13 protein-coding genes and 1 pseudogene are annotated in these 23,355 nt (G+C 44.9%); 12 read left to right on the top strand and 2 right to left on the bottom strand.

What is annotated here, in order from left to right:
* Positions 1–89 precede the first annotated feature (89 nt).
* From J7E78_RS18030 to J7E78_RS18005, 6 genes are all read left to right on the top strand, one after another.
* A complete protein-coding gene (locus J7E78_RS18030) occupies positions 90–1,829 on the top strand; it encodes a sensor histidine kinase (RefSeq protein ID WP_215077578.1) in 1,740 nt (579 codons plus the stop codon).
* Positions 1,829–3,439 (top strand): response regulator, encoded by a 1,611-nt coding sequence (locus J7E78_RS18025; protein ID WP_215077577.1) that lies wholly within the window; start codon positions 1,829–1,831, stop codon positions 3,437–3,439. The genes J7E78_RS18030 and J7E78_RS18025 overlap by 1 nt, the downstream gene beginning before the upstream one ends.
* Before the next feature lie 111 nt (positions 3,440–3,550).
* Positions 3,551–5,767 carry an FAD-dependent oxidoreductase gene (locus tag J7E78_RS18020; RefSeq protein WP_251035126.1) on the top strand — a complete coding sequence of 739 codons (2,217 nt, stop codon included), beginning with the start codon at positions 3,551–3,553 and terminating at the stop codon, positions 5,765–5,767.
* Between the two features lie 17 nt (positions 5,768–5,784).
* Complete coding sequence (locus tag J7E78_RS18015) at positions 5,785–6,993, top strand: SGNH/GDSL hydrolase family protein (RefSeq protein ID WP_215077575.1); 1,209 nt, start codon at positions 5,785–5,787, stop codon at positions 6,991–6,993.
* A gap of 272 nt (positions 6,994–7,265) precedes the next feature.
* The gene (locus tag J7E78_RS18010; protein ID WP_215077574.1) at positions 7,266–11,864 is read left to right on the top strand and encodes a golvesin C-terminal-like domain-containing protein; all 4,599 of its coding nucleotides are present in this window, start codon (positions 7,266–7,268) and stop codon (positions 11,862–11,864) included.
* A gap of 329 nt (positions 11,865–12,193) precedes the next feature.
* The gene (locus tag J7E78_RS18005; protein WP_215077573.1) at positions 12,194–13,081 is read left to right on the top strand and encodes a cation diffusion facilitator family transporter; all 888 of its coding nucleotides are present in this window, start codon (positions 12,194–12,196) and stop codon (positions 13,079–13,081) included.
* Positions 13,082–13,299: 218 nt separating this feature from the next.
* On the opposite strand, the gene J7E78_RS18000 is transcribed toward J7E78_RS18005, so the two are convergent.
* Both J7E78_RS18000 and J7E78_RS17995 read right to left on the bottom strand, forming a co-directional pair.
* Complete coding sequence (locus J7E78_RS18000) at positions 13,300–13,995, bottom strand: AraC family ligand binding domain-containing protein (protein ID WP_215077572.1); 696 nt, start codon at positions 13,993–13,995, stop codon at positions 13,300–13,302.
* A gap of 124 nt (positions 13,996–14,119) precedes the next feature.
* Entirely contained in the window at positions 14,120–15,484 is a 1,365-nt protein-coding gene (locus J7E78_RS17995) for an alkaline phosphatase (protein WP_397330593.1), read from the bottom strand.
* Between the two features lie 263 nt (positions 15,485–15,747).
* Between J7E78_RS17995 and J7E78_RS17990 the strand changes: the two genes are divergently transcribed.
* From J7E78_RS17990 to J7E78_RS17965, 6 genes and pseudogenes are all read left to right on the top strand, one after another.
* Entirely contained in the window at positions 15,748–17,562 is a 1,815-nt protein-coding gene (locus J7E78_RS17990) for a glycoside hydrolase family 43 protein (protein ID WP_215077571.1), read from the top strand.
* Positions 17,563–17,792: 230 nt separating this feature from the next.
* Positions 17,793–18,107, top strand: coding sequence for an ArsR/SmtB family transcription factor (locus tag J7E78_RS17985; RefSeq protein ID WP_124114836.1), 315 nt, complete (start codon positions 17,793–17,795; stop codon positions 18,105–18,107).
* Positions 18,104–20,572 carry an FAD-dependent oxidoreductase gene (locus tag J7E78_RS17980; RefSeq protein WP_215077570.1) on the top strand — a complete coding sequence of 823 codons (2,469 nt, stop codon included), beginning with the start codon at positions 18,104–18,106 and terminating at the stop codon, positions 20,570–20,572. Before J7E78_RS17985 ends, J7E78_RS17980 begins: the two co-directional genes overlap by 4 nt.
* Before the next feature lie 254 nt (positions 20,573–20,826).
* Positions 20,827–21,645, top strand: coding sequence for a MerR family transcriptional regulator (locus J7E78_RS17975; RefSeq protein WP_215077604.1), 819 nt, complete (start codon positions 20,827–20,829; stop codon positions 21,643–21,645).
* 24 nt (positions 21,646–21,669) lie between these two features.
* Positions 21,670–22,842 (top strand): MFS transporter, encoded by a 1,173-nt coding sequence (locus J7E78_RS17970; protein ID WP_215077569.1) that lies wholly within the window; start codon positions 21,670–21,672, stop codon positions 22,840–22,842.
* Between the two features lie 168 nt (positions 22,843–23,010).
* Positions 23,011–23,355: pseudogene (locus tag J7E78_RS17965) on the top strand (helix-turn-helix domain-containing protein); the annotation flags it as partial.

Genomic DNA, 23,355 nt, shown 5'->3' with positions numbered 1-23,355 from the left:
AAACGAAGAGAGAGTGGCTATTCGTAGCCCCTCTCTTTATTCGCATATGCTATTCTTAGTTTAAAACGGAACTAAAAGGAAGATTATCCATGCGAAGAAGAATCAGCTTGCCTTTAAAATTATTTTTTATCGTGTTTGCATTTGTATTGAGCTGCATCATCTTGATAAGCCAATTGTCTTATCGCTATGTCCAAAAGGAAATAAGAACCAATGACATTTTTTACACCAATCAAATACTAGACAAGGTAGACCAGTATTTCACCGTTAATTTTTCCTCCTTCCAGACGATTCTCTTCTCAGTCGAAACATCAGTGAAAGCCAACATTAACAATACCGAAGTGATTAAAAAGCAATTAAGGGAGCTGTATGAACTCAACAGTATTTATGTCAGTAATATTTATTTGATCAAAAGCGATTTATCCATTCTGGGTGGAAGTACACCTACTCGAATATTCGATGAACCTTTATCTGAAAGAGCCCCTTTGTTTGATGCGGCTGACAAGAATAGAAGGACTACCTTTGTTAGTGAACCTTACAAATCGAAGTATTCCGGCTGGACAGTTACGATGGTTCGATATCTGAACGGTGCTGCGTTTCCTATGGCCATTGCGGTTGATTTGGATCTAAATGCTATTGAAGAAACCTTGTTCAAGATTAATAAACAGGAACAAATGAATCTGGCTCTGATCACTGCGTCAGGTAAGATCATTGCCGGATTTTCTGAAAATAAGGGTCCTCTGAATATTCAAGATCATTCTTTTTCGATCGGAGAAACGTCAGCGGAAGAAATTCTGGATACGACAGAAACAAACCTTCAACTGTATACCAACGAAGGCACTCCGGTCTCCCTTTTGAAAAAACCAACGGAGAAATTCAACTGGACCATCATCTCGATCAATGATGAATCACGCCTAAAAGCAGCGTTGTCCAGATTGGAAACCTATTACCTCGAGCTGCTCGCTGCAGGTCTTCTTTTAAGTTTGTTCATTTCTTTTTTGGTTGCCAAATATATAAGAAAACCACTCTATACGCTCAAAACAAAAATGAAGCAGGTGGAACAAGGCATCCTCACAACGACAGTAACGATTAATCGAAACGATGAGTTTGGGGATCTTTCACGAGCATTCGATCGTATGCTTCAGCAGATTGTTGAACTGATTCGCCGAGCCGAGCTTCATAATGAACTTGAGCGGAAGTTGGAAATCCAGGTTTTACAGTCTCAAATTAACCCTCATTTTCTGTATAACACACTTGGTTCGATCAGCAATGTGATACGTCTCGGACAAATAGAGAAAGTAGATGTGGTGATCGGGTCGCTTATTTCATTATTGGAGTACGGGATAGACGATGCTTCAGAGAAGGTTTCCCTGCGCCAGGAATTACGCAATGTAGCGGACTATATCGAGATTCAGAACATTCGGTATAACCGAAACTTCAACTTGATTGAAAATATCGAAGCAGGACTGATGGATTTCCCAGTTTTCCGAATGATGCTGCAGCCCCTTGTGGAGAATAGTATCTTCCATGGTTATAACGGAGGGGGAATTGAGGGGCCAATTACGATTCATGCGTACAGGGAGGACGGCATCGTCATCATCGAAGTTGTTGATCAAGGAGAGGGAATTCCAGCTGATAAAATAAAACATATTTTAATCTCAGAACCGAGTGAAGAGGAAGTAAAAAGAAAACGAATCGGGCTGAACAATATTCATGGGCGAATAAGACTCCACTACGGAGATCAATTCGGGCTGGATATCATAAGCATACCTAAGGAAATAACCCGTATACGCGCTGTATTCCCGGCAGAATTGCCAAAAGGAGATGCATAATGGGGAGAGACTATACCTGCTTCATTGTTGACGATGAAGACCTGATCATTCAACGATTGGAATTGTTTTTTAATGAGCTCTCTCATCTGGATAGACGATTTGTTCTGGTGGGCAAAGCGAATAATGGCTTGAATGGGATCGAGGAGATCATAAAACTTAAACCGGATATCGTCATATCCGATATTGTAATGCCGCGAATGGATGGCATCTCCATGATTGAACAGCTCAAGCCGGTGCTCCCCCATACCCAGTACATACTTTTGACCGCCTATTCATCCTTTGAATACGCCCAGCGAGCTATTCAAGCCAACGTATTGGAGTACATTGTAAAGGTTCCGCTAAGGGAAGCAGATTTGAATCGAGCGTTGGATAAGGCAGCTGGAATTTTAAATGAGTTTGAGAAAAAAGAAGCGGAATTTCACTCGTTAAACGTATCCGTGCTTGAAAATAAATACAGAGTCCGCAAGCAATTTTTTAACGAATTGATCCGAGGTGAAATTCCTTCTCATCGGGCATCGGATTTTGCCAATCGCATGCAGTTTCATTTCTTTCAAGCCAACTACTGCTGCTTCATCGTTGAGATGAATACGTATGAAAGTTTCCGCAACGAATACGCGGCCGCAGATCAAAACATCTTGAAGTATGCGATTACCAATATCATCGAAGAAACAGTGATGAATGGTAGCAGTGGGGTAGCTGCGGATCTGTCCGATCATCGTTTTATTGGCTTTTTATCCTGGGAAAATAACCGCAGTGATATGGAAACGGAATATGCTTGCCTATCCTTGGGAGGGCAGATCATTTCTCATTTGCATCAATATTTGAATCAAAGGGTATCTGTCGCTTTTGGAAGTCCGCACCGAGGCTGGGAATCGATCAAACAGGCATACACGGAAGCTAAAAATGTGAGTGAGGATTTCTATTATCATGCCGAAAAAGTTGTAAAAACACCGATGCATCGGTTCCAATACCATAATGACAAAAAAGCAGATTTTCAGCAGAAGCTGGCTGATTTTCTTATACGGCTGAAGAGGAAGATTTCCAAGGAAGAGCTGGACAATGCACTTGCCGATCTGTCGCAATTTGTTACCGACCATAAAATCCATAAGTCTATCATGGCGCCAATGATTAGAGACTTGTACAGAGACATTACCGTGAAATTTAAATCGGGGAACAAGATGACCACAGAAGTTCCAGAATTCCCTATGGAATTTATGGCATTTCAAGAGCAGCTCGCCTATATTGGCGACTTCACATTTGAATACGTGCATGCGGGCCAACTGTTACATCGTGCAGAAATTATGAGTGCTATTCATTTTATAGAGACAAACTTGAAACAACGCTTAACGCTGGAGGCAATTGCGGAGGAAGTGAATCTAGCGCCATCGTATTTTAGCAGCTTATTCAAAAAAACAATGAACGAAGGCGTGATTAGCTACATTAACCGTAAAAAAATCCATCTTGCTCTCGAGTTGTTAAACGGTCGGGATTATTCTTTATTGGAATTGTGCGAGGAAGTAGGGATCGTCAATGAAGGGTACTTTTGCAAACTATTCAAAGAATACACGGGGGATACGCCTAAGCAATATCGGATAAAAATGACACGGTAGGAATCCAAATAAGGATGCAAAAAATGTATGATTTTTTCGCGAAATCCTGTAAAAAAAAAGGTGCCAAAACCATTACCATGATAGGAGCATCTAATCATGGAGGTTATCCAAATGGAACTTATGAAAGCAGATGTAACCGTCGTAGGTGGAGGAATTGCCGGGATATGTGCTGCCATTGCTGCCGCACGCCAAGGGTTGCAGGTTGCACTTATTAATGATCGACCGGTGCTTGGGGGAAATGCGAGCAGCGAGGTCAGAGTTCATATCAATGGGTCTGCATATCTCGGAAACAGTCCATCCTATTATGCTCGCGAAGGCGGGTTGGTGGAAGAACTCAAACTGAAGATCTTTCATTACAATCCGTTATACAACAAAAAACTTATGCTTTCACTTTCGGATACGGTCTTGCTTGACATGGTTTATGATGAGCCCAACATTTCTCTATTCCTGAACACATGCGTACATGAAACCGGCATGGAGAACGGCAGAATCCAATGGGTGGAGGGCCTTCAATTGGCTTCCGAAAGAAAATTCCGTTTTGAAAGCCCAACCTATATCGATTGCTCCGGCGACGGGATTGTTGGATATCAGGCAGGCGCTCACTTCCGATGGGGAAGAGAGGCGAAGCATGAATACCAGGAGGAGCTCGCTCCAGAAATGGTGGATCATTACACGATGGGTGATACGATTCTGTTTCAAGCCCGTGACGTAGACTATCCCGTTCCTTACAAGAGGCCTGGCTTTGCGTATGATATTACGAAGCTGGAGTTTTTTGATAGTATCAGAAAAGGATTAAACCATCGGTCTTTTCCAAGGAAAATCAACGGGCTTGGAGGATTGTGGTGGCTGGAATACGGCGGACATATGGATATTATCAAGAATAATGAGGACATCGCCTTGGAACTGCGGAAATTAGTGTATGGGATCTGGGATTATATCAAAAATAGCGGCGAGTTCGATGATGTAGACAATCTTATTCTGGATTATGTGTGCCCGATTCCGGGAAAGCGGGAGTCGAGGCGGTTTATAGGAGAACATATGCTATCTCAGAACGATCTTACAGCCAAACCTCATTTCGAAGATGCTGTGTCCGTCGGAGGTTGGTATATGGATCTGCATGCAAATAAAGGCATCTACGATGAGGGGCCGGCTACAGCGTGGAATTTCGTGCCGGGATTGTATAATATCCCTTTTCGCAGCTTATTTTCACGTAATATTCCCAATCTCATGTTCGCTGGCCGCAATATAAGCGCTACACATGTGGCTTTTGGGTCCACAAGGGTGATGGCAACCTGTGGTTGTATGGGGCAGGCGGTAGGAACGGCTGCTGCGTTATGCGTAAAATACGATACAGACCCTGCGGCCATCGTCAAAGCCCATATGGGTGAGCTTCAGGCGCAGCTACTTCGAGACGGGCAAACGATTGTAGGCCTTCAAGAGCCGTTAGATTCTTATTTCGCAGACGGATTAACGATTCGTGCCTCGTCTCAGCGAAGTTATGAACAACTTCATCCAACCGAAGAGATCTCCTTGGAGAACGCGTTATGTTTGGTCTTGCCGATTAAGACATCCGTGGCTGAAAGCGTGCAGATCAAAATTAAAAATAGATCCGAGCATTCGGAAACGTTGCAAGTGAAGCTGTATAGCGGTGATCGGAAGGAAAACTATATTCCCACCAGTGAGCTGAAGGGCTACAACTTGGTGATTTCAGCGGGTCACGATGACTGGATTACACTGGACCTCAGCTGCAAGAAGCCAGAAGACGACAAAATCTACATCGTATTGGAAGGTACGGCGTGCCTTGCTGTACACAGCAATGAAGAGAAAATGACTGGAGCGGTTAGCTTCCTTTATAGACCGGAAGAGCCATCCAGGTTGAAGAAACTTAATAAGAGCATTTGTTTCAAGGATCTGAAACCATCCCAAGATATGTATAATCCCGCGAATGTCGTCAACGGCTTCTCCAGACCTTATGGTCTGCCAAACGTCTGGATTTCGGAACGTACGGAAGGACAGGAATGGTTGGAACTTGGTTTTGCAAGCCCCAAAAATCTGGATGAAATCCATCTTGTCTTCAATTCACAGCTGAATTTGGAGCATTTCGACGATCCGATCGAGCCACTGATCCAGGATTATGATGTGACCTTAACGTTAGAAGACGGAACCAAGAGTGAGATTAAAGTCCGCGGGAATTATCTTTCGTTGAATAAACATCAGGTGCATGCAAAAGGGGTTACCCAAATTCGGTTTGATTTCTGTGCAACGTATGGTTCACCTTATTATGAAGTGTTTGCTGTAAAACTTTTTGCTCCTAAAAACGCTAAGTGAGGGCGGGTGAGGTCGAGATGAAGGAATTTTTCCCTCGAAGAGGGCTGCCTAATGTCATTCAGAAGTTGGAAAATGGGGAAACCGTAACAATTGTCTATTTCGGCGGCAGTAATACGCGTTCTGAAGGATACAGGGTCATGACGGCGGATTGGCTGCGAGGGCAATATCTCCATGCGGATATCCGCTCTGTGAACGCAGGCATTGATGGGACAGGATCGGACCTCGGCTGCGCCCGTTTGGAGACGGATGTGCTGCGTCATCAGCCTGATCTTGTGTTTGTTGAATTTGTTGGTAACGATAGCGGAGTTCCCGAGTCCAAGGCGCGGATCGAAGGCATTGTCCGACAGATTCGCAAGTGCAGCCGGTTTACCGATATTCTGTTTGTGTATACGGTTAAGGAGCGGGATGTGGCCTTATTTCAATCCGGCGAATACCAGAAGGGCGCTCTTATGCAAGAGGAAGTCGCCGACTATTACGGCATTCCTTCCATTCATCTGGGCGTTGCGGTCAGTCAATTGGTTTCGGATGGAAAGCTTATTTTCACCTCAAAGGCAGACGTGTCCATTCCCGGAGCCATTATCTTTACGCATGACTCGATCCATCCAACGATTCCCGAAGGACACCAGATTTACACGGACACAATCACCCGGTCGTTTGAGAAAATCAGAGAACTTCGAGATCGCGTGGGAAAGGTTGAGCATCACTTGCCGAAGGCCCCCTTGGTCCCGTCCAATCCTTGGGAGTATGCGACCATGCTGCCGCTGGATAACCTTACTCTTTTTTCGGCAGGATGGTCTTATATGACCCCTGATAATTTTGCTTTGGTGCGCAAGTACGATTGGTTGTTCCCAGGTCTATGGCGAGCAGTTGATCCCGGAGAGGCGATCACAGTGGAGTTTGAGGGAACCCACATCGGGTTATTCGATATCGGGGGGCCGGATTCTGGCCGATTGAAGGTGTCGGTGGATGGAGGGGAACCCTTCCTTATTGATCGATTCACACCCTATAACGATCATGATCGAAATCAATATGTTTTCTTGCCGGAGCTACCAAATGGGAAACATACCGTTCGCTTCGAGCTCGATCACGAGAAGACAGACAAAGCGGCCGTGTTTGAGGCAAGCGGCAATGAACGAAGTATGGAACATGTGCGGCAGCATCCAGCTTGGTATAATCAAACGGTCATTCAGCTTGGGAAGTTGCTATTGGTGCAGCCACCATTATAATTAATTAGTCCTCCTGGAACACTTGGGAGACCTACATTCTATCTGACTGCAACGGAGCAATCAATTAGGATGTAGGTTTCTTTTATTTACTTAAAATCGTATAAGAAATTCTTAAAATGAAAGAAATTTCACTGTGATCTAACATGCTAAGATAAAAACGACAGAACGGGATTAGGCAGAAGGGGAAGGTTAAGTGCTTTTTTACGATCATTTGAGCAAAAGGTAACTCATTTTTGGAAGCGCTATCATTATAAGGAGAGGTTGTGAATTGTATGGTCAAAAGGAAGTTGTTTTTCTTCATCGTTTTCATGTTGATGATCGTAGTTCCTTCCAGCCTGATCGGAATAAGGGCCGCTTATGCGGAGACCTTACCTTATCAGACGATTATCATCGATGACGGGAGCATCAAGATTAATGATGTTGTGACGCCTGATGCGGGTAACGCGAATAACGGGTTCTCTGCTCCTTATTGGACCACAAGTACGGGAGTGAAAGGGTATAATAATTCCAGTTCCAAATATACGGATGCCGTAGGTCGAAGCATTACATGGAATCCACGCTTGGAAGCAGGGACGGCGAGAATATCGTTCTATAAGCTGGATTGGGCGGATAAAGCAGATAGTAATGTGAAAATTGAGATTGTTCATAACGGGATTACGGATGTTAAGTTTATGGATCTTAGACCTTCGTCAGGTCCATCGGTTGGATGGGTGGATCTGGGGGAGTATGAGTTTAGTGGTGATGATAGCGAATTTGTCAGGCTGACTCGAACGCAGCCTTCTACGGGTACAATTATTACGCGGGCTGATGCAGTCAAGTTCGAGGGGAATATCCGTCAACAAGCACCACCTTTGCCCCCGCTGCGGAGCCGTACTTTAGCGAATCTCAGTTACACCGAAAAAGGCAGCATTGAAAATGATAACTATAAGGCAACCTTCTATGAGGCAGCATGGGATGGAGGCAAATCCATCGTGCGTGACATGTTTTACAAAAACACAGAGACGGGGAACTGGGTTCCAATCAATAATGAATCGGAAAGACTTGAGGAGCAATGGGTTTTATTAGATGGAAATGCGGGCAGCCGAACCAATTACTACGATACGATGAACAAACGCTGGATTACATTCGATGGGGTCAATTTTCCTGACAGCCAGACGGCAGTATTAACCGACTCTACGCATGGCAGTGATTACGATTTTGAAGTGAACTGGTCCATGGCAGGGGATAAACCAGATGTTTCTTTTGCCTTTACGCCTCGCCGCAACGGCAATTATGTGATTGGATATCAGTCCTTCACAACAGAGGCAGTCTCGGGCATTAATGAGGTGTTAAATGGATTCAGATCACATGCCAAAATGGTAGGTACAGCAGAATCAACAAGCTTAAGAGAGCTGAGCGCTCCGATGAGCCTGGTTGAGAAGAATGATGGTACGGGAAATCCATTGACGTATGGCATATTTGTACCTTCGGCAGAGCTTCCGGTTGAATTTGAACCGACGGGAGGCGTTACAAAACAACGGCTGGGCATGAGCCTTGTCAACAACGAAGGTAGCGTGCAGCCCATCCTGTATGCGCCTCAATTAGGGACTTATTCGCAAATGACCGCAGAAAGCACTTATCAATTTCATATGGGGCTAACCGCTCAAAAAAGCAATCTGTATGAGTCTTACGCGGATATTCTTCGCAATGAGTACGGTTATTCAGCATACCGGGAAAATGTTTCAGATCAGTCGCTCACTGACGCGATGTTTAATATGATTGATTTACTTAAGATTGAGCCTCAAGGAGACGACTCTGTTAATTATGTTCCGTCACCCAGCGGGTGGTGGAGTCGGGCCAAGGGTTTTATTGATATCGAAAACGAGGATAGCGTTCGAACAAGCTCGAATGCAGTTCTTTTGGGAGCTTATTATTTAACTGGGGATGACCAGCTATACGATACGAGAGCACTGCCGTCCGTCCAGTATGGCGTATCGCGAAACGGTATCGGTTGGTCGCCAACGCAGAAGAAAGTATACGGTGTGCCTTCCTTATGGAAAATGGCTACTCTGCCGTTCGATGTTTCAAGCGTAGCCGCTGTCAATCAGATGATGGGCACTTCGGCAGGAATTGGGGCACTCGCACAGGAAGAATACCTCGTGCGTGACCCGGCTCAGAAAGACCGGGGGCCTGTCATTCAGCCCCTGATGATGTATCGGATGACGGGAGATGCGCAGTATTTGCAAGCTGCGAAGGATGCAGCCGACAGTTATATCACGCAACATATCGATACACCTGCATCCGTCGATGTGAGTAAAAATGAGTTCATTTATTATTACAGCAAGCTGTGGATGGAGATCTTGGAGCTATATGAGGAAACTCAGGATCCCAAATATTTGGATGCCGCCTATAAGGAAGCCAAACGCTATGCAACCATGTTTGTTGCTCGCCCGGTTCCTGAAGGTAACGTTACGATTCCGCAGCCTGAGACGTATAATTATGCGGAGTCGTTCCATTGGCCGGAAAGTGGTAAATTTCAATATCCTAGACTCAAGCTTCCCGAAGATATAGCCGGAGGGGTTCAAGCGGAGCGTTGGCTTGTTTCACCGAGCGGATTGACGTTTGAAGCAGGAAGTACCACTGGCTATTATCGGATGAATGCTCAGGAAGCTCCGTTCATGCTAAGATTGTCGCTCTATACAGGGGATAAACTGCTGCAGGATATTGCTCATAATGCGGTTATTGGACGATATTCCAGTTATCCAGGTTATTACTATAAGGGCTTCGCCGTTAGCCAGCTTGAACCGGATTTTCCACTGGAAGGCCCAAGCGGGGCTACATCCATTTATTATCACCATATCCCGGGGCAGCTTGGACAAACGATGGATTATTTGATTAGCGAACAATCATTAAAATCAAACGGGAGTATTACGTTTCCTTCCGTTTTTGAAACGAATTTTTTATGGTTTAAATATCACCTCTATGGGAATAAACCAGGTCAATTTTATGGTAACTCCGACGTTTGGCTTTGGATGCCCAAGGGGATCATCCAGACTAACGATCCTCAATTGAACTGGATAACAGGAGAGAGCGGAGATAAATTCTACATCGGGTTAAGCAACGCATCTTCAGAAGAAGTTCAGACTCCAATTGAATTAAATGAACATATCATTGGATTCAACCCGGCACAAGATTACACCGTAACGATCATCCGCGACAATGGCACACCAGAGCAAACGGTTATGCGTGGTGGAATCATTCAAGCTACGGTTTCAAGCAAGGGAATCACCGCGATCATTGTAGAGGGACTCGATATTGATGTACCATTGCATCAGGTTAGAACGGCTGAACCATCGGATGCAAGTTATTTCTTTGATACACACAGTCCAATTGATGCGGTTAAAGGCATGCTGATCGTTAAGCCCGACGAAACGGTTTATGATGCTTATGTGCAGGCCAAAACAACGAAACCAGCGACAATTCATTATTCCCTGGATGGCGGGGCCACGTATACGACCATCCCAGATACGATCTATCCGATGGAATGGTCGATACGGGTGAATGATATATCCCAAACCTTTACGTATTACGTGGAATCGGAGGGGAAACAGACACGTAAGCGGACACTTTATCTGCCGGATCAGGTATCGGAAACGCCAGTCCAACCCGATGGGCAGGATAGTTCCTCTATCATAGTGGATAATACGGAGGCGGAGACAGAAGGCGTCTGGATAAGGGATACGACGGCTAACGATTATTATTATGATAACTATGTGTATGCCAAATCTACGGCTGGCACAGCGACAAGCAAAATGAGATGGCGGCCTGAGCTGCCGGAAAGTGTCACTTACAGTGTGTATTACAAGATTCCGCAAATCACGGCTGCGAGTGAAAATTGGGCAACAAATGCCTCATTTACCGTTTATTATAGTGGAGGCTCCGAGACAATTACTGTTGATGAGACAACAGCGAATGGTACTTGGGTGCACCTGGGGGATTATCCTTTTGCTGCAGGCGATAGCGGGTACGTGGAATTAACCAATAAGGCCAACAAGTCCAGAGTCGTTGCCGATGCGATCATGTGGGTGGACCCAAACAGGGTACCGCAATTGGAGTCTGCTGTGATCATGTCCGATCGCAGCGAGCTGCAGATGACTCAAACCGCACAACTAAGCGTAACCGGCTATTTAGATAACGGTTTGATCGGTGATCTAACACAGGCCAATGTGCAGTATTTCGTTGATCGTACGGATCTGGCCGAAGTGGATAGCAATGGGTTGTTGACCCTTCTTAATCTCGATGGGGACACGGATCATATTGAGGTATGGGCTACTGTCACGATTGACGGAGTGAACTTAACAACGCCGCCATTGACCATTACGATTAAGGATCTAACGGTTATCGTCGACAGTACAGATACAACGGGGTTATACACGACAGAAGGGTCGTGGAGCCAAAGCAATTTAGCTGGATACAAAATCGGGGTTAAATCCCGCTATTCAACCGTTCAAGGCTCATCAGCGACGTGGAAAGGCGAGTTTCCAGAAGGGAAATATACGGTCTCGATCTATAAACTCGTCCATACGACGGCCAACGATAACCATGTCAAAGTGGAAGTGAAGCATAAAACGGGTACCGAGGTCACCTATATCGATGCAACGGTCGGATCATCGGGTTGGGTTAACCTGGGAACGTTCGACTTTACGGGTGACGGCAGCGAGTATGTCCGGTTAACCAGGGTTACGCCTACAACGGTAGACCCGCCAACACTTCCTGCGGATATGATCTATACGAGGGTTGACGCGGTTATGTTCGAACGGCATTCCGATGATTCGGAGCTACTTGCCAATGAGGCGCCAGTTGAACCGACACTTTCTGAACAAGAGCAGTGAATTATGAATGGAAGTGGTACAACGGTAAGTGATGTTATACAAATTATTGAGAAATAACGCTAAGAGCCGAGTGGATCAAAACGATCCATTTGGCTCTTTCTGTCTAGGTGCAAGAAAGTGTGGTTACAAGGTAATGCAGTCGCCCACCTTCCTCTTACCATCCTTTAATCACTTGAGTTGGACAAATCCAACTTTTTTGGATTCTCGTAAAAAAATTGCCGCTTACAGATTATGTTTCGTCACACTCAAAACGTTTCTCTAGACCCACACAAATCTTCAATGATACCATCATACACGTGCTAGAATTGAAGATTGCAGGAGGATATCATGTGGATCAACTCAAATACGATAATCTAAAGCTGGGAGAGCGCGGAGCCATCATCAGCATTATCGCCTACATATGTTTGACCGTATTAAAACTGGTCATTGGCAATATGGCCGGGTCAGAAGCGCTCAAGGCGGATGGATTAAACAATGCCACTGATATTGTGGCTTCAATAGCTGTACTGATCGGGTTGAAGCTTGCCCAACGCCCAGCCGACAAAGATCATACATATGGTCACTGGAGAGCAGAGACCGTTGCGTCACTTGTTGCTTCTTTTATTATGATGGCAGTAGGTTTACAAGTACTGTTTGAAGCTATTGGTTCTGTGTTTCAGGGTACACATGAATCTCCGGATATCATCGCTGCGTACACAGGCATTTTCTGCGCGGTTGTCATGTATCTGGTCTATCTCTATAACAAAAGACTTGCTACACGTATTAAAAGTCAGGCGGTCATGGCTGCAGCTCGTGATAACATTTCCGATGCCTGGGTGAGCACTGGTACGGTCATTGGGATCGTGGGTTCCCAGTTCGGCCTCCCATGGCTGGACCCTGTAACGGCTGTCATCGTAGGTTTCCTGATCTGCAAGACCGCTTGGGACATTTTCAAGGAAGCCACACACCATCTGACGGACGGTTTTGATGTTGAACTGATTCAGGAATACAAAAAGACGATTGCCGGAATAGACGGTGTAGAGACGGTCAAAGACGTGAAAGCACGCAATTATGGCAATAATGCTGTAGTGGATGTTGTCATAACAGTTGATGCTGAGCTGGATCTTCAACAAGCACACGATATCTGTACAGACGTGGAGAACGAGTTAATGGAGGAACATGACGTTTACACCGTTCACGTTCATGTGGAACCTGATACGCTGGAAGAGTGCATTTAAACTCAGGATTCAGTGAAACTTCACTTCGTATACCTCTACAGTTTACTGTAACCATAAGCAAGAACAAAGGGCAGGAGGTATGACAAAAAGGTCCAAAGAATGTTCCATCCATTAAAATAAATGACATGCCCCATCCTTTTGCCAAGCCATTTCGATTAATGTCAGCGACAATGATGCAACAAGGATCGCCAACCTTGGCTTGGTGCCTTTTACTAAAATCAGCTTGTAGTTTTGATGAAGGCTGCGCAGATTGACGATGTTGCAATCCAGATTGGATTGTTCCAGAGCGCTATATGCTTGCAAAACCTGCCCGGTATAGTCAGTCTTGTAATAGCTCGGGTCATACGAAACAAGTAATTTAGCCGCTGCGAGCTCAAGCCTGCATATTCCGATAGATCAGCCAAGCCGATTGAGGCATCCTGAAAATGCTCCTCCATGAATCGAATATAGGGTGCAAGTCGGGTGGATTGTTGGGAGTAAGAGCGTTGGTTGTCCACTTGTCCGTAACGCTTCAGATCCATTGGAAAACGATAAACAAACGTAGAACTGTCCATTCCGCTGAATTCAGACTGCTGCCTCGCCAAACGGCTGGTGGTGTTATGAATTCTCGACAGCCTGGAATCACCTTCCCAACGAATGACCTTTGATGTGGCCAATCCCAGAGAAGAGATGATCGTAGGGGCTAAATTACCACTAAATGTGATGTACCAGGTAGACCAGGGATGTGAAGATGTGTAATAACGGTGCGGAACATGCAGCGGCAAGAGAATTCCCTGATTTGGCCCAAGTGTCATCGTGTTTCCCGCACATTCAAATTGCCCTTCACCGCCTGTCGTTTGCAGCCAGTGATAACAATGATAGCCATCAGATCTATCAAATTCTTCTTGCCATTCGTTGTATCCGGTTTGTTCCAAATAGATCGGAAGTGAACGGTCCAGATTAGTGACAACCTCAGAAATGAAAAAAATCCCTTCTCTTCGGATGAAAGAAGAGAAGGGATCATTCTATTAATACCTATAATACTGAATTATTGTCGAATTACTGGTGCTTGCTGAGAATATCAAATATGATCTTGGCATTATCTGTGTTGTCGATCAAACCGGCGAAGCGATGACTTGCCGGGCCGTAGGCATAGACCGGAACATCTTCACCTGTATGTCCACCTGTTGTCCAGCCCGTATATGAACGGTTATCCATAATCGCTTCAATGGCATTATCAATCTTTGTTACATCCGCACTTTGGGCTGCATTTTTCACCGATTGAATCTCTTCCGCCTTCAACTCCAATTTCAGATAACTTTTCAGTGTTTCTTCAACCGAAGCACCTTTTGCAATTTGTGCTGCCATGAAGTCAGGCGTGCGCAGTGCAGCTTTGATCGGATCTACGAAGAAGTTGTATTCTCCGTCTTTTCCAAGGGTAAGTCCGCCCGTGGAGTGGTCGGCAGTAGCTACGACAAGTGTTTCACCATCTTTTTTGGCAAAATCAATAGCTGCCTGAAATGCTGCTGCGAAATCTTCCATTTCACTCATCGCGCCAACGATATCATTATCATGTCCTGCCCAGTCGATCTGACTGCCTTCGACCATTAGAAAGAATCCTTTGTCATTCGAACTGAGACGATCAATCGCTGTATTGGTCATCTCAGCCAATGATGGAGTTGCAGCACTACGATCAACGAACTTGTCCAGACCTCCGTCCGCAAACAGTCCAAGAACTTGTTGATTCTTATCCGCAAGGAGAGAGGAACGATCCGTGACATAGCTGTATCCGGCCTTCTGAAACTCCTTCGTCAGGTCACGACTCTCGCGTACAAAATTGGATTTCCCTCCACCCAGAAGTACATCAACCGTATGCTTGCCATTAATCAACTCATCATAATAATCGTCCGCAATAGCATCCATATTTTTTCGACTGATATCATGGGCACCAAATGCAGCTGGTGTGGCATGCGTGATCTCCGATGTAGCCACGAGTCCGGTGGACTTGCCGTTTTCTTTGGCCTGCTCAAGTACGGTTTTGACTTCCTTCTGCTCAGGGTCAACCGCAATGGCCGCATTGTAGGTTTTTACACCTGCCGACATGGCTGTTGCTGCGGAAGCGGAATCCGTCACATTTTGTTTATCATCATCCGGATAGGTCATTTGTGCCCCAACAAGATAAGGGTCAAATACGGTTTTGTCCATGCCTTTCGTCGAAGGATCATCTTTCATATAACGGTAGGCGGAAGTATAAGAGGTCCCCATGCCATCCCCAATGAGGAAGATGATGTTCTTGATTTGTTTTTTCTCCACACTTACAGCTTGAACGGCACTTGCTTGTCCGGCAGACAAGAGAGAAGAAGCCGATACAGCCAGAGTCAGCGCTACCGCTGGTAATACTCTTTTGGATAATTTCACAATGATTCCTCCTCGTAATATCTCAACAACAAAAATGAATGCATGAATCTATATTCATTTGTTCATCATTAAGAAGATTAGCATTTATTTGTAAATGAAAAACAGGACCTTTGTATACCTGAGGTAAAATAAAGGCGATGTGTTCCAAATCACAAAAATATACTCATTCCGCTGTTTTTGAAGTATGATACAACAGAAGTAGAACGCTTTCATTTTTTTTATATTACTGTTAGTATAAAAATCAATTTCATTTCAGGAGGCTCTTACCATTGACCACACCAACTCCAAATTATGATGGGTATCTCTTTGTACATTTTATTGGCGAACAACCAGACGGAGAGCAGGTCTATTTCTCCTATAGCGAGGATGGACTTCACTGGAAGGACCTTAATGGGGGATCACCTGTGCTGTTTTCCGATCTTGGAGAAAAGGGGGTACGGGACCCGTTTCTGGTTCGTTCAGTCAAGGAAAATAAATTTTATCTGATTGCAACGGATCTCCGCATCGCAAGCGGCAAAGGATGGACTCATGCCGTTAATGCGGGGAGCCGTGACGTAATCGTATGGGAATCCAGCAATCTCGTGAACTGGTCCTCCCCATGGAACGTTACACTAGGTGTTGAGGGCGCTGGATGTGTCTGGGCGCCGGAAGCTGTGTATGATGAAATAACAGATGAGTTTCTCGTATTCTGGGCTTCTGCGACGGAGGAACCTCAGGAGCAAGAACGAAAGCAAAAAATATACAGCGCTCGTACAAAAGACTTTCGTACGTTCTCTGCATCGGAGAAATACATTGAGCGGGATAATCATATTATTGATACAACAATTCTTCCTGCGGCTGGCTGTTACTATCGATACTCCAAGGATGAAACAACCAAAAATATACGGGTTGAAAAAGGAGACTCTCTCGACAAAGAGGCGTTTGTTACACTGCAAGCCCCGTTACTGGAGGGTTTGGCAGGTGTGGAGGGACCTCAAATCTTTAAATTCAATGACCGGGAGGAATGGTGTCTGATTGTTGATCGATTTGCTGAAGGCAAGGGTTATCTTCCTCTGCTGACTACAGATCTGGGAAGCGGAGAATTCCGCATCGTCCCTGATGGTGATTTCGATATGGGAACGACTCAAAAGCGACACGGAAGTGTACTGCCAATCACAGCTGAGGAGTGCAGCCGGCTTCTCGCGGCTTTTGGGGATGGTCATCAGGTGCTCCCCGGACAATATGCCGATCCTGATGTCACCAAGTTTGAGGATCGTTACTATATGTACCCGACAACAGATGGCTTCGAGGGGTGGTCGGGGACACAGTTCAAGGTGTTTTCTTCTTCAGATCTGAAGCATTGGCAAGACGAAGGTGTGATCCTTGATCTGGGAACAGAGGATGTCGCCTGGGCAACCGGTAATGCCTGGGCACCGGCAATTGCCAGCCGAAACGGAAAGTTCTATTTTTATTTCTGTGGCAAAATGCTGAACGGCGAGAGTGCGATTGGCGTTGCTGTGGCAGATAGACCGGTTGGTCCATTCCTCGCCGAGCCGCAGCCTTTAATCACAATGGAGCAGTTGAAACGTCTGGGCATCACCATGGGTCAGGCTATTGATCCTTCCATCTATGTTGAAGATGACGGAAGAACGTACCTGTTATTTGGCAATGGACATGCCGCCATTGTGGAGCTTGGTGAAGACATGATAAGTGTCGTAGAGGACACAATGAGTAATCTGGTGGGCTTACATGATTTTCGTGAGGCGGTAACCGTGTTGAAGCAGGGTGGACTATACCACTTTACGTGGTCCTGTGATGATACAGGTAGCGAAGACTACCATGTGAATTACGGTACGGCAGAGCAGCTATATGGTCCAATTACCTATCAATACCCGATTCTGAGCAAAAATGTGGAGAAGGGCATGCTGGGCACAGGTCATCACTGTATATTTAATGATTCCGAAATGGGTCAATACCAGATTGCCTATCACCGTTTTGTCACGCCACTGTCCAGATTCTCCTCTGGAAAGGGTTATCACCGCGAAATATGTATCGACCCGCTTCTTTTTGGTAAGGACGGACTGATTCAGCCTGTTATCCTCTAATATAAGACGTTTAATTAAATCGCTATCTATAAAGGCCTGATACAACATGAATGCCCGTCAAATGTCGCTTTTAGCGATTTTGGCAGGCATTTTTGTCATCCACCTAAAACAAGCCAAACCGTAGGGTTGAGGAGGAATGTAACTTATGGAACTCCTTCATTTGAGAATACATTTGACATCCATATCAATAAATCGTATTATTACGATATAACGATTTAGGAGGAATACTTTTGAACACTCCCGCTTTTGACAGCAATAACATTAAACAGTTCGATGAACCAGCTAATCTCCTGAAAGCTTTATCTCACCCCATTCGTTTATGTATTGTGCGGGGACTGATGATGAAAAAAAAATGTAATGTTTCTTATATGCAGGAATGTCTGGATCTTCCCCAATCTACAGTTTCACAACATCTCCAAAAGCTTCGTAGTGCAGGTATTGTTGCTACAGAGCGCAATGGTCTTGAAGTGAACTATGTGCTTGCTGATCCACGGGTTGAACAGATTATAAATACTTTATTTGAAAAGGATGATTGTGAATCATGAGTAAAAAAGTACTGATTGTTGGCGGGGTAGCTGGAGGTGCATCTGCAGCTGCACGTCTTCGCCGTCTGGATGAACATGCCGAGATTATTATCTTTGAGAAAGGGCCCTATATTTCATTTGCCAATTGTGGCTTACCTTATTATATAGGTGGCACAATCAATGATCGAGAGCGTCTGCTGGTGCAAACGCCAAAAGGGATGGCAGATCGCTTTCGGATCGATGTGCGTACAAGAAGTGAGGTCGTAGCTATCGATTCGCAGAAGCGAGTGGTTAAGATACAGTCTCAGGAGCGTGGTGCATATGAAGAAAGCTATGACGAGTTGATATTGTCACCAGGTGCCAAACCAATCATTCCCGATCTGCCGGGTAAGGACAATCCGCTAATCTATACCGTACGAAGTATTCCAGATATTGATCGGATCAAAGGACAGGTAAATTCTTCTAACAACAAGTCTGCGATTGTCATAGGCGGTGGATTCATAGGTGTGGAAATGGCTGAGAATTTAAAGGAAGCGGGTCTGGATGTAACATTGGTTGAGGGGAACGCACAAGTACTCACACCATATGATCCCGAGTTAGCAGCCGCATTGTCACAGGAAATGGAGAATCATGGTGTGAACCTGCTGTTTTCCAAGCGTGTTCAGGGATTCCATTCCCTAGAGCAGGGCATAGGGGTTGAACTTGCGGATGGTCATACGCTAACAGCTGACATGGTTATTCTTGCGATAGGCGTAACGCCGGACACCTATTTCTTGAAAAATAGCGGCATTTCGCTGGGTGCACGTGGACATATTATCGTAAATGAAGCTTTAGAAAGCAGTGTGCCACATATCTATGCGGTTGGGGATGCCATCGAAGTCACGGAAACCATTCATGGTACGAAGGCAACGATACCCCTTGCCGGACCTGCCAACAAACAAGGCCGGATTGTTGCTGACCGTATCGCAGGGCTTCATTCTACCTATAAAGGAACACAAGGTACGTCCATTATCAAAGTATTTGGAATGACCGCAGCCACGACAGGCAGTAATGAGAAAACACTACAGCGTCTCGGCGTAGAATATCAAACGGTTATCGTACACCCTGCTTCTCATGCATCGTATTATCCGGGTTCAAGCGCAATTACTCTTAAGTTGCTGTTTACTCCGGAAGGTAAAATTTTAGGCGCACAAGCAGTCGGTTATGATGGAGTGGATAAACGAATTGATGACATTGCTGTTGCCATACATTTTGGAGGACATGTCCGGGATTTGACAGAGCTTGAACTGAGTTACGCGCCACCTTATTCTTCTGCCAAAGATCCCGTGAATATGGCTGGATATGCAGCAGAGAATATGATTACTGGACGTGTTCAGACGTTCACCTATAATCAACTGGCTGATCGTCAGCCGGAGCAGTCGATCCTTCTGGATGTTCGCAGTGAAATCGAGCATCAAAATGGTCATATTCCGGGTTCACTCTCTATTCCAGTTGATGAGCTTCGTGAGCGGTTAGATGAATTAGACCCATCCAAGGAAATCTGGCTATACTGTCAAGTCGGCCTGCGTGGTTATACAGCTTCGCAAATTCTGCGTCAGCATGGTTTTAGCGTGAAAAACCTGAGTGGTGGTTATAAAACATACCGTCAAGCCCAGTTTAAGCCTGCTCCATTTACTGCTGGAAAACAAGATCATCATGTTCCTGCGCTGGACGCTAAGGAAAAGGAGTCTATTCCAGCTGACTCGACACAGCCGCAACGTATTGATCATGACCTGAACGTATGCGGATTAAGTTGTCCTGGTCCGTTAATTCAGGTTAAGCAAAAAATGGATCAACTCTCGAACGGAGAAACCCTTCGTGTGAAAGCTTCCGATCCAGGCTTCTATGAAGATGTCAAAGCATGGGCCTCGATGTCGGGTTCCACAATCTTGCAGTTGGAAAGATTGAAGGGCGGAACCATTGAGTCTATCATTGTTAAAAATACAGCACAACCCGTATCAGATTCCCCCATCAGCGATCCTGCCAGCACGATGGTTGTTTTCAGTGGCGATCTGGATAAAGCGATTGCCTCACTCATTATTGCTAATGGGGCAGCAGCCAGCGGACGGAAAGTAACTCTATTTTTCACATTTTGGGGATTGAGTATTATTCGTAAGCCGCAACCGCAGAAGTTATCCAAAACGATGATCGGCCGTATGTTTGATATGATGTTACCTCGCGGCAGCCAGAAGCTTGGCATGTCCAAAATGAATATGCTCGGAGCAGGCCCGAAGATGATCCGTGGTTTGATGAAAAAACATCATGTGCCTTCATTGGAAGAATTGATAGAGAGTGTAATTGCACAAGGAGCAGAGATCGTTGCCTGCCAAATGTCCATGGACTTAATGGGAATTCAGCGTGAAGAATTAATAGATCAAGTCAAAATTGGTGGTGTAGGTTACTATCTTGGACAAGCATCACAAGCCAATCATAATCTGTTTATTTAAAAAAATTAGTAATGCTGAGCAGGATAATTGAATGAGTACCGAGAGGATGCCACGATGCGTGGCATTTTTTTGTTCAAAAAAAATGAACGTTTCATTCAGAAACGGTTCTTTGACTTACCCATAACAGCAACATAGAGTGATGACAAGGACGGTGGTTGATTTATCTAGGCAAATGAGAAGCATATACACCCTTGACTTTCCCCTGTACGGGAAACTATATACTCGCATTATGTTAATAGATTGGAGATGATATGTTGTTCAAAATCAGCGCGTTTTCCAGGCTAAGCAGGGTCTCATTAAAAACACTGCGTTATTATGACCAGATTGGCATACTTAAGCCGAGAAAGGTAGATCAAAGTACAGGTTACCGTTACTATTCCGCAGATCAGCTTCTCGAGCTCAATCGAATCTTCATTTACAAAGAATTGGGGTTTACGTTGCCACAAATCACACAGTTGTTACAGGAACATATTACGTTGGAGAATATTCAAGGCATGTTTAAGCTGAAGAGAAGCGAAATTCAGCAGATTATCGATACGGAACAAGCCAAACTCGTCCGAATTGAGGAACGTATGCAACTTATAGAGGAAGAGGGGCACGTCGAAACCGGGCAAGAAATCCGAATCAAAGAGGAAGGGGCTCGGCAGTTTCTTTTTCAGACAGGGTGCGGGAGGGAAGAGGAGATTCCGAGTTTATTTCATCAGTTTGATCAGTCATTAACAAAAGAAATGCACCAACTGATCCACGGACCACAGGTTGTTTTGTGGAAAGAAGTCGCTGGACAAGAGGAAGAGTTCGAGTTTGAAATAGGTTATTTCTTAACCTGTGAGCTGCGATCACCTCCCGACCCATTTCAACTGCGAACTCTTCCTGCTGAGCCCATGATGGCCACCATAACTTATCGTTCCAATGCCGCCTTTGCCTGTAAAGCCTGTGTTCATCTAGCTACATGGATTGAGAAGAATAACTATCAGATCAAGGAAAACGAGTCTGGTAGGGAACTATACTTACCCTTATCTCAAGAACAAGATGCACAATTGATAGAAATACAAATTCCAATACTAATTAGATAACTGAAAAAGACGGAGTGGAGTAAATTGAAAAATAAATGGATCATATATATCTTGGCATTGGCTGTTTTTCTGATCGGAACCATTGAATACATTATTACAGGAGTCATTGCAATGATCGCCGCAGAGTTGAGCGTATCTACTTCCGAAGTGGGTTTACTGGTGACTGTATTCGCTCTGGCAGCGGCCATTATCGCTCCGATTCTCATTGCAATTACAATAAATATGGATCGCAAAAAGTTACTGTTGTCCGCCCTCAGTGTGTTTATAGCCAGTAACGGACTTATGCTTGTTAACCTTTCTTACGAAACATTACTATGGGTGCGAATTATTCAAGGGGCGAGCGGAGGAATCGCTACGGTTATAGCTATGGCCGTAGCGACACGACTCGTTGAAAAAGAAAAAAGGGGCAATGCCATCGGCATCATTTTGATGGGGCTAAGCAGTTCGCTAGTGCTCGGTGTGCCATCGGGTACGTTTTTTAGTGAAATTTTTGGATGGAGAGTCCTATTTGTATTCATTGGTTTATTAAGTGTTCTTCCATTACTTATTATCTACAAAAAGGTTCCGGCAATCAAAGAGGAAGAAAAGATCACCCTCAGAATGCAGATCTCCATTTTAAAAAATCCACTCATTCTGACTGCCTTGCTTATTACATTATTGTATATCGGCGGCTATTCTACACTGTTCACGTATATTACGCCTTACTTGCAAGCTACATCCACTCTTACCATGAGCGAGATAAGCGGTGTTCTGTTACTCGCGGGTATTTGCAGCTTTGTCGGATCAAAAGTGGGCGGACAATTGGCAGATGCAAAGGGATCAAAGTTTACAATTTGTCTAGGTCTTCTGTTACAAGGTGCAACTCTTCTTTTGTTCGCTCTAGCGGGGATCAATCTTATGATTTTAATCTTGGTTTTCATGATTTTTATGTTAGCAACGTGGAGCATATCTCCGGCACAGCAACTATATCTGGTTACACTGGCACCTCGTAATCCCGACATTGCCCTTAGCGTAAATACGTCATTTATCCAATTTGGTTTTGCACTGGGATCTGGATTAGGTGGGCTTGTGATCAGTCGCACATCTGTCCTGTACTTGAATTGGTTGGGATTTGGAGCTGTAAGCGTAGCATTATTTCTTGCCATCTTACTATTTAAGAAATCGAGAAGCAGGACTGGAACGCCAGATCCAGTGTAATTTCAGTGATGGGTAATTCTTGCTTCTCAGCTTGGCTTTTTTGAGTTGCAATTGTCGGTTATATGTAAAATAAAAAAAGATCTCTTCAGCATTCACTGATATGCTCCCCCCATAGTAGACAGTAGAAAAAAACAAAACTTCTACGTCTATTATGAGGGGAGTTTTCTCATGTCTAAAAGAAGTCCCATTTCTTTAGAAATCAAATTACACACCGTACAGCGCTGCCTTGAACTCCAATCCAATCCGAATTCGGAAGCTAAACACATTGGGGTGAGCAAGAATTCAGTCAAAGATTGGGTCAGAAAATATAGAGCACATGGGTCGGATGGGTTAAAGGAATCGAAAACGTGGAAAACATACGCCGAGGAAATAAGGCTGGGTGCGGTCAGAGATGTCTTGTCTGGTCAGCTATCTTTATCTGCTGCAACAGAAAAATATGATATTTCAAGCAAAAGTGTGTTGTCGAAATGGATAACCAAGTATACTCAGGAGATCGAAGGGAAACCGGCTCGA

Source organism: Paenibacillus polymyxa, from assembly GCF_018614975.1.
GTDB classification, from domain to species: domain Bacteria; phylum Bacillota; class Bacilli; order Paenibacillales; family Paenibacillaceae; genus Paenibacillus; species Paenibacillus polymyxa_E.
The sequence above is the reverse complement of the archived record's forward strand: the minus strand, read 5'-3'. Positions and strand labels throughout refer to the sequence as shown.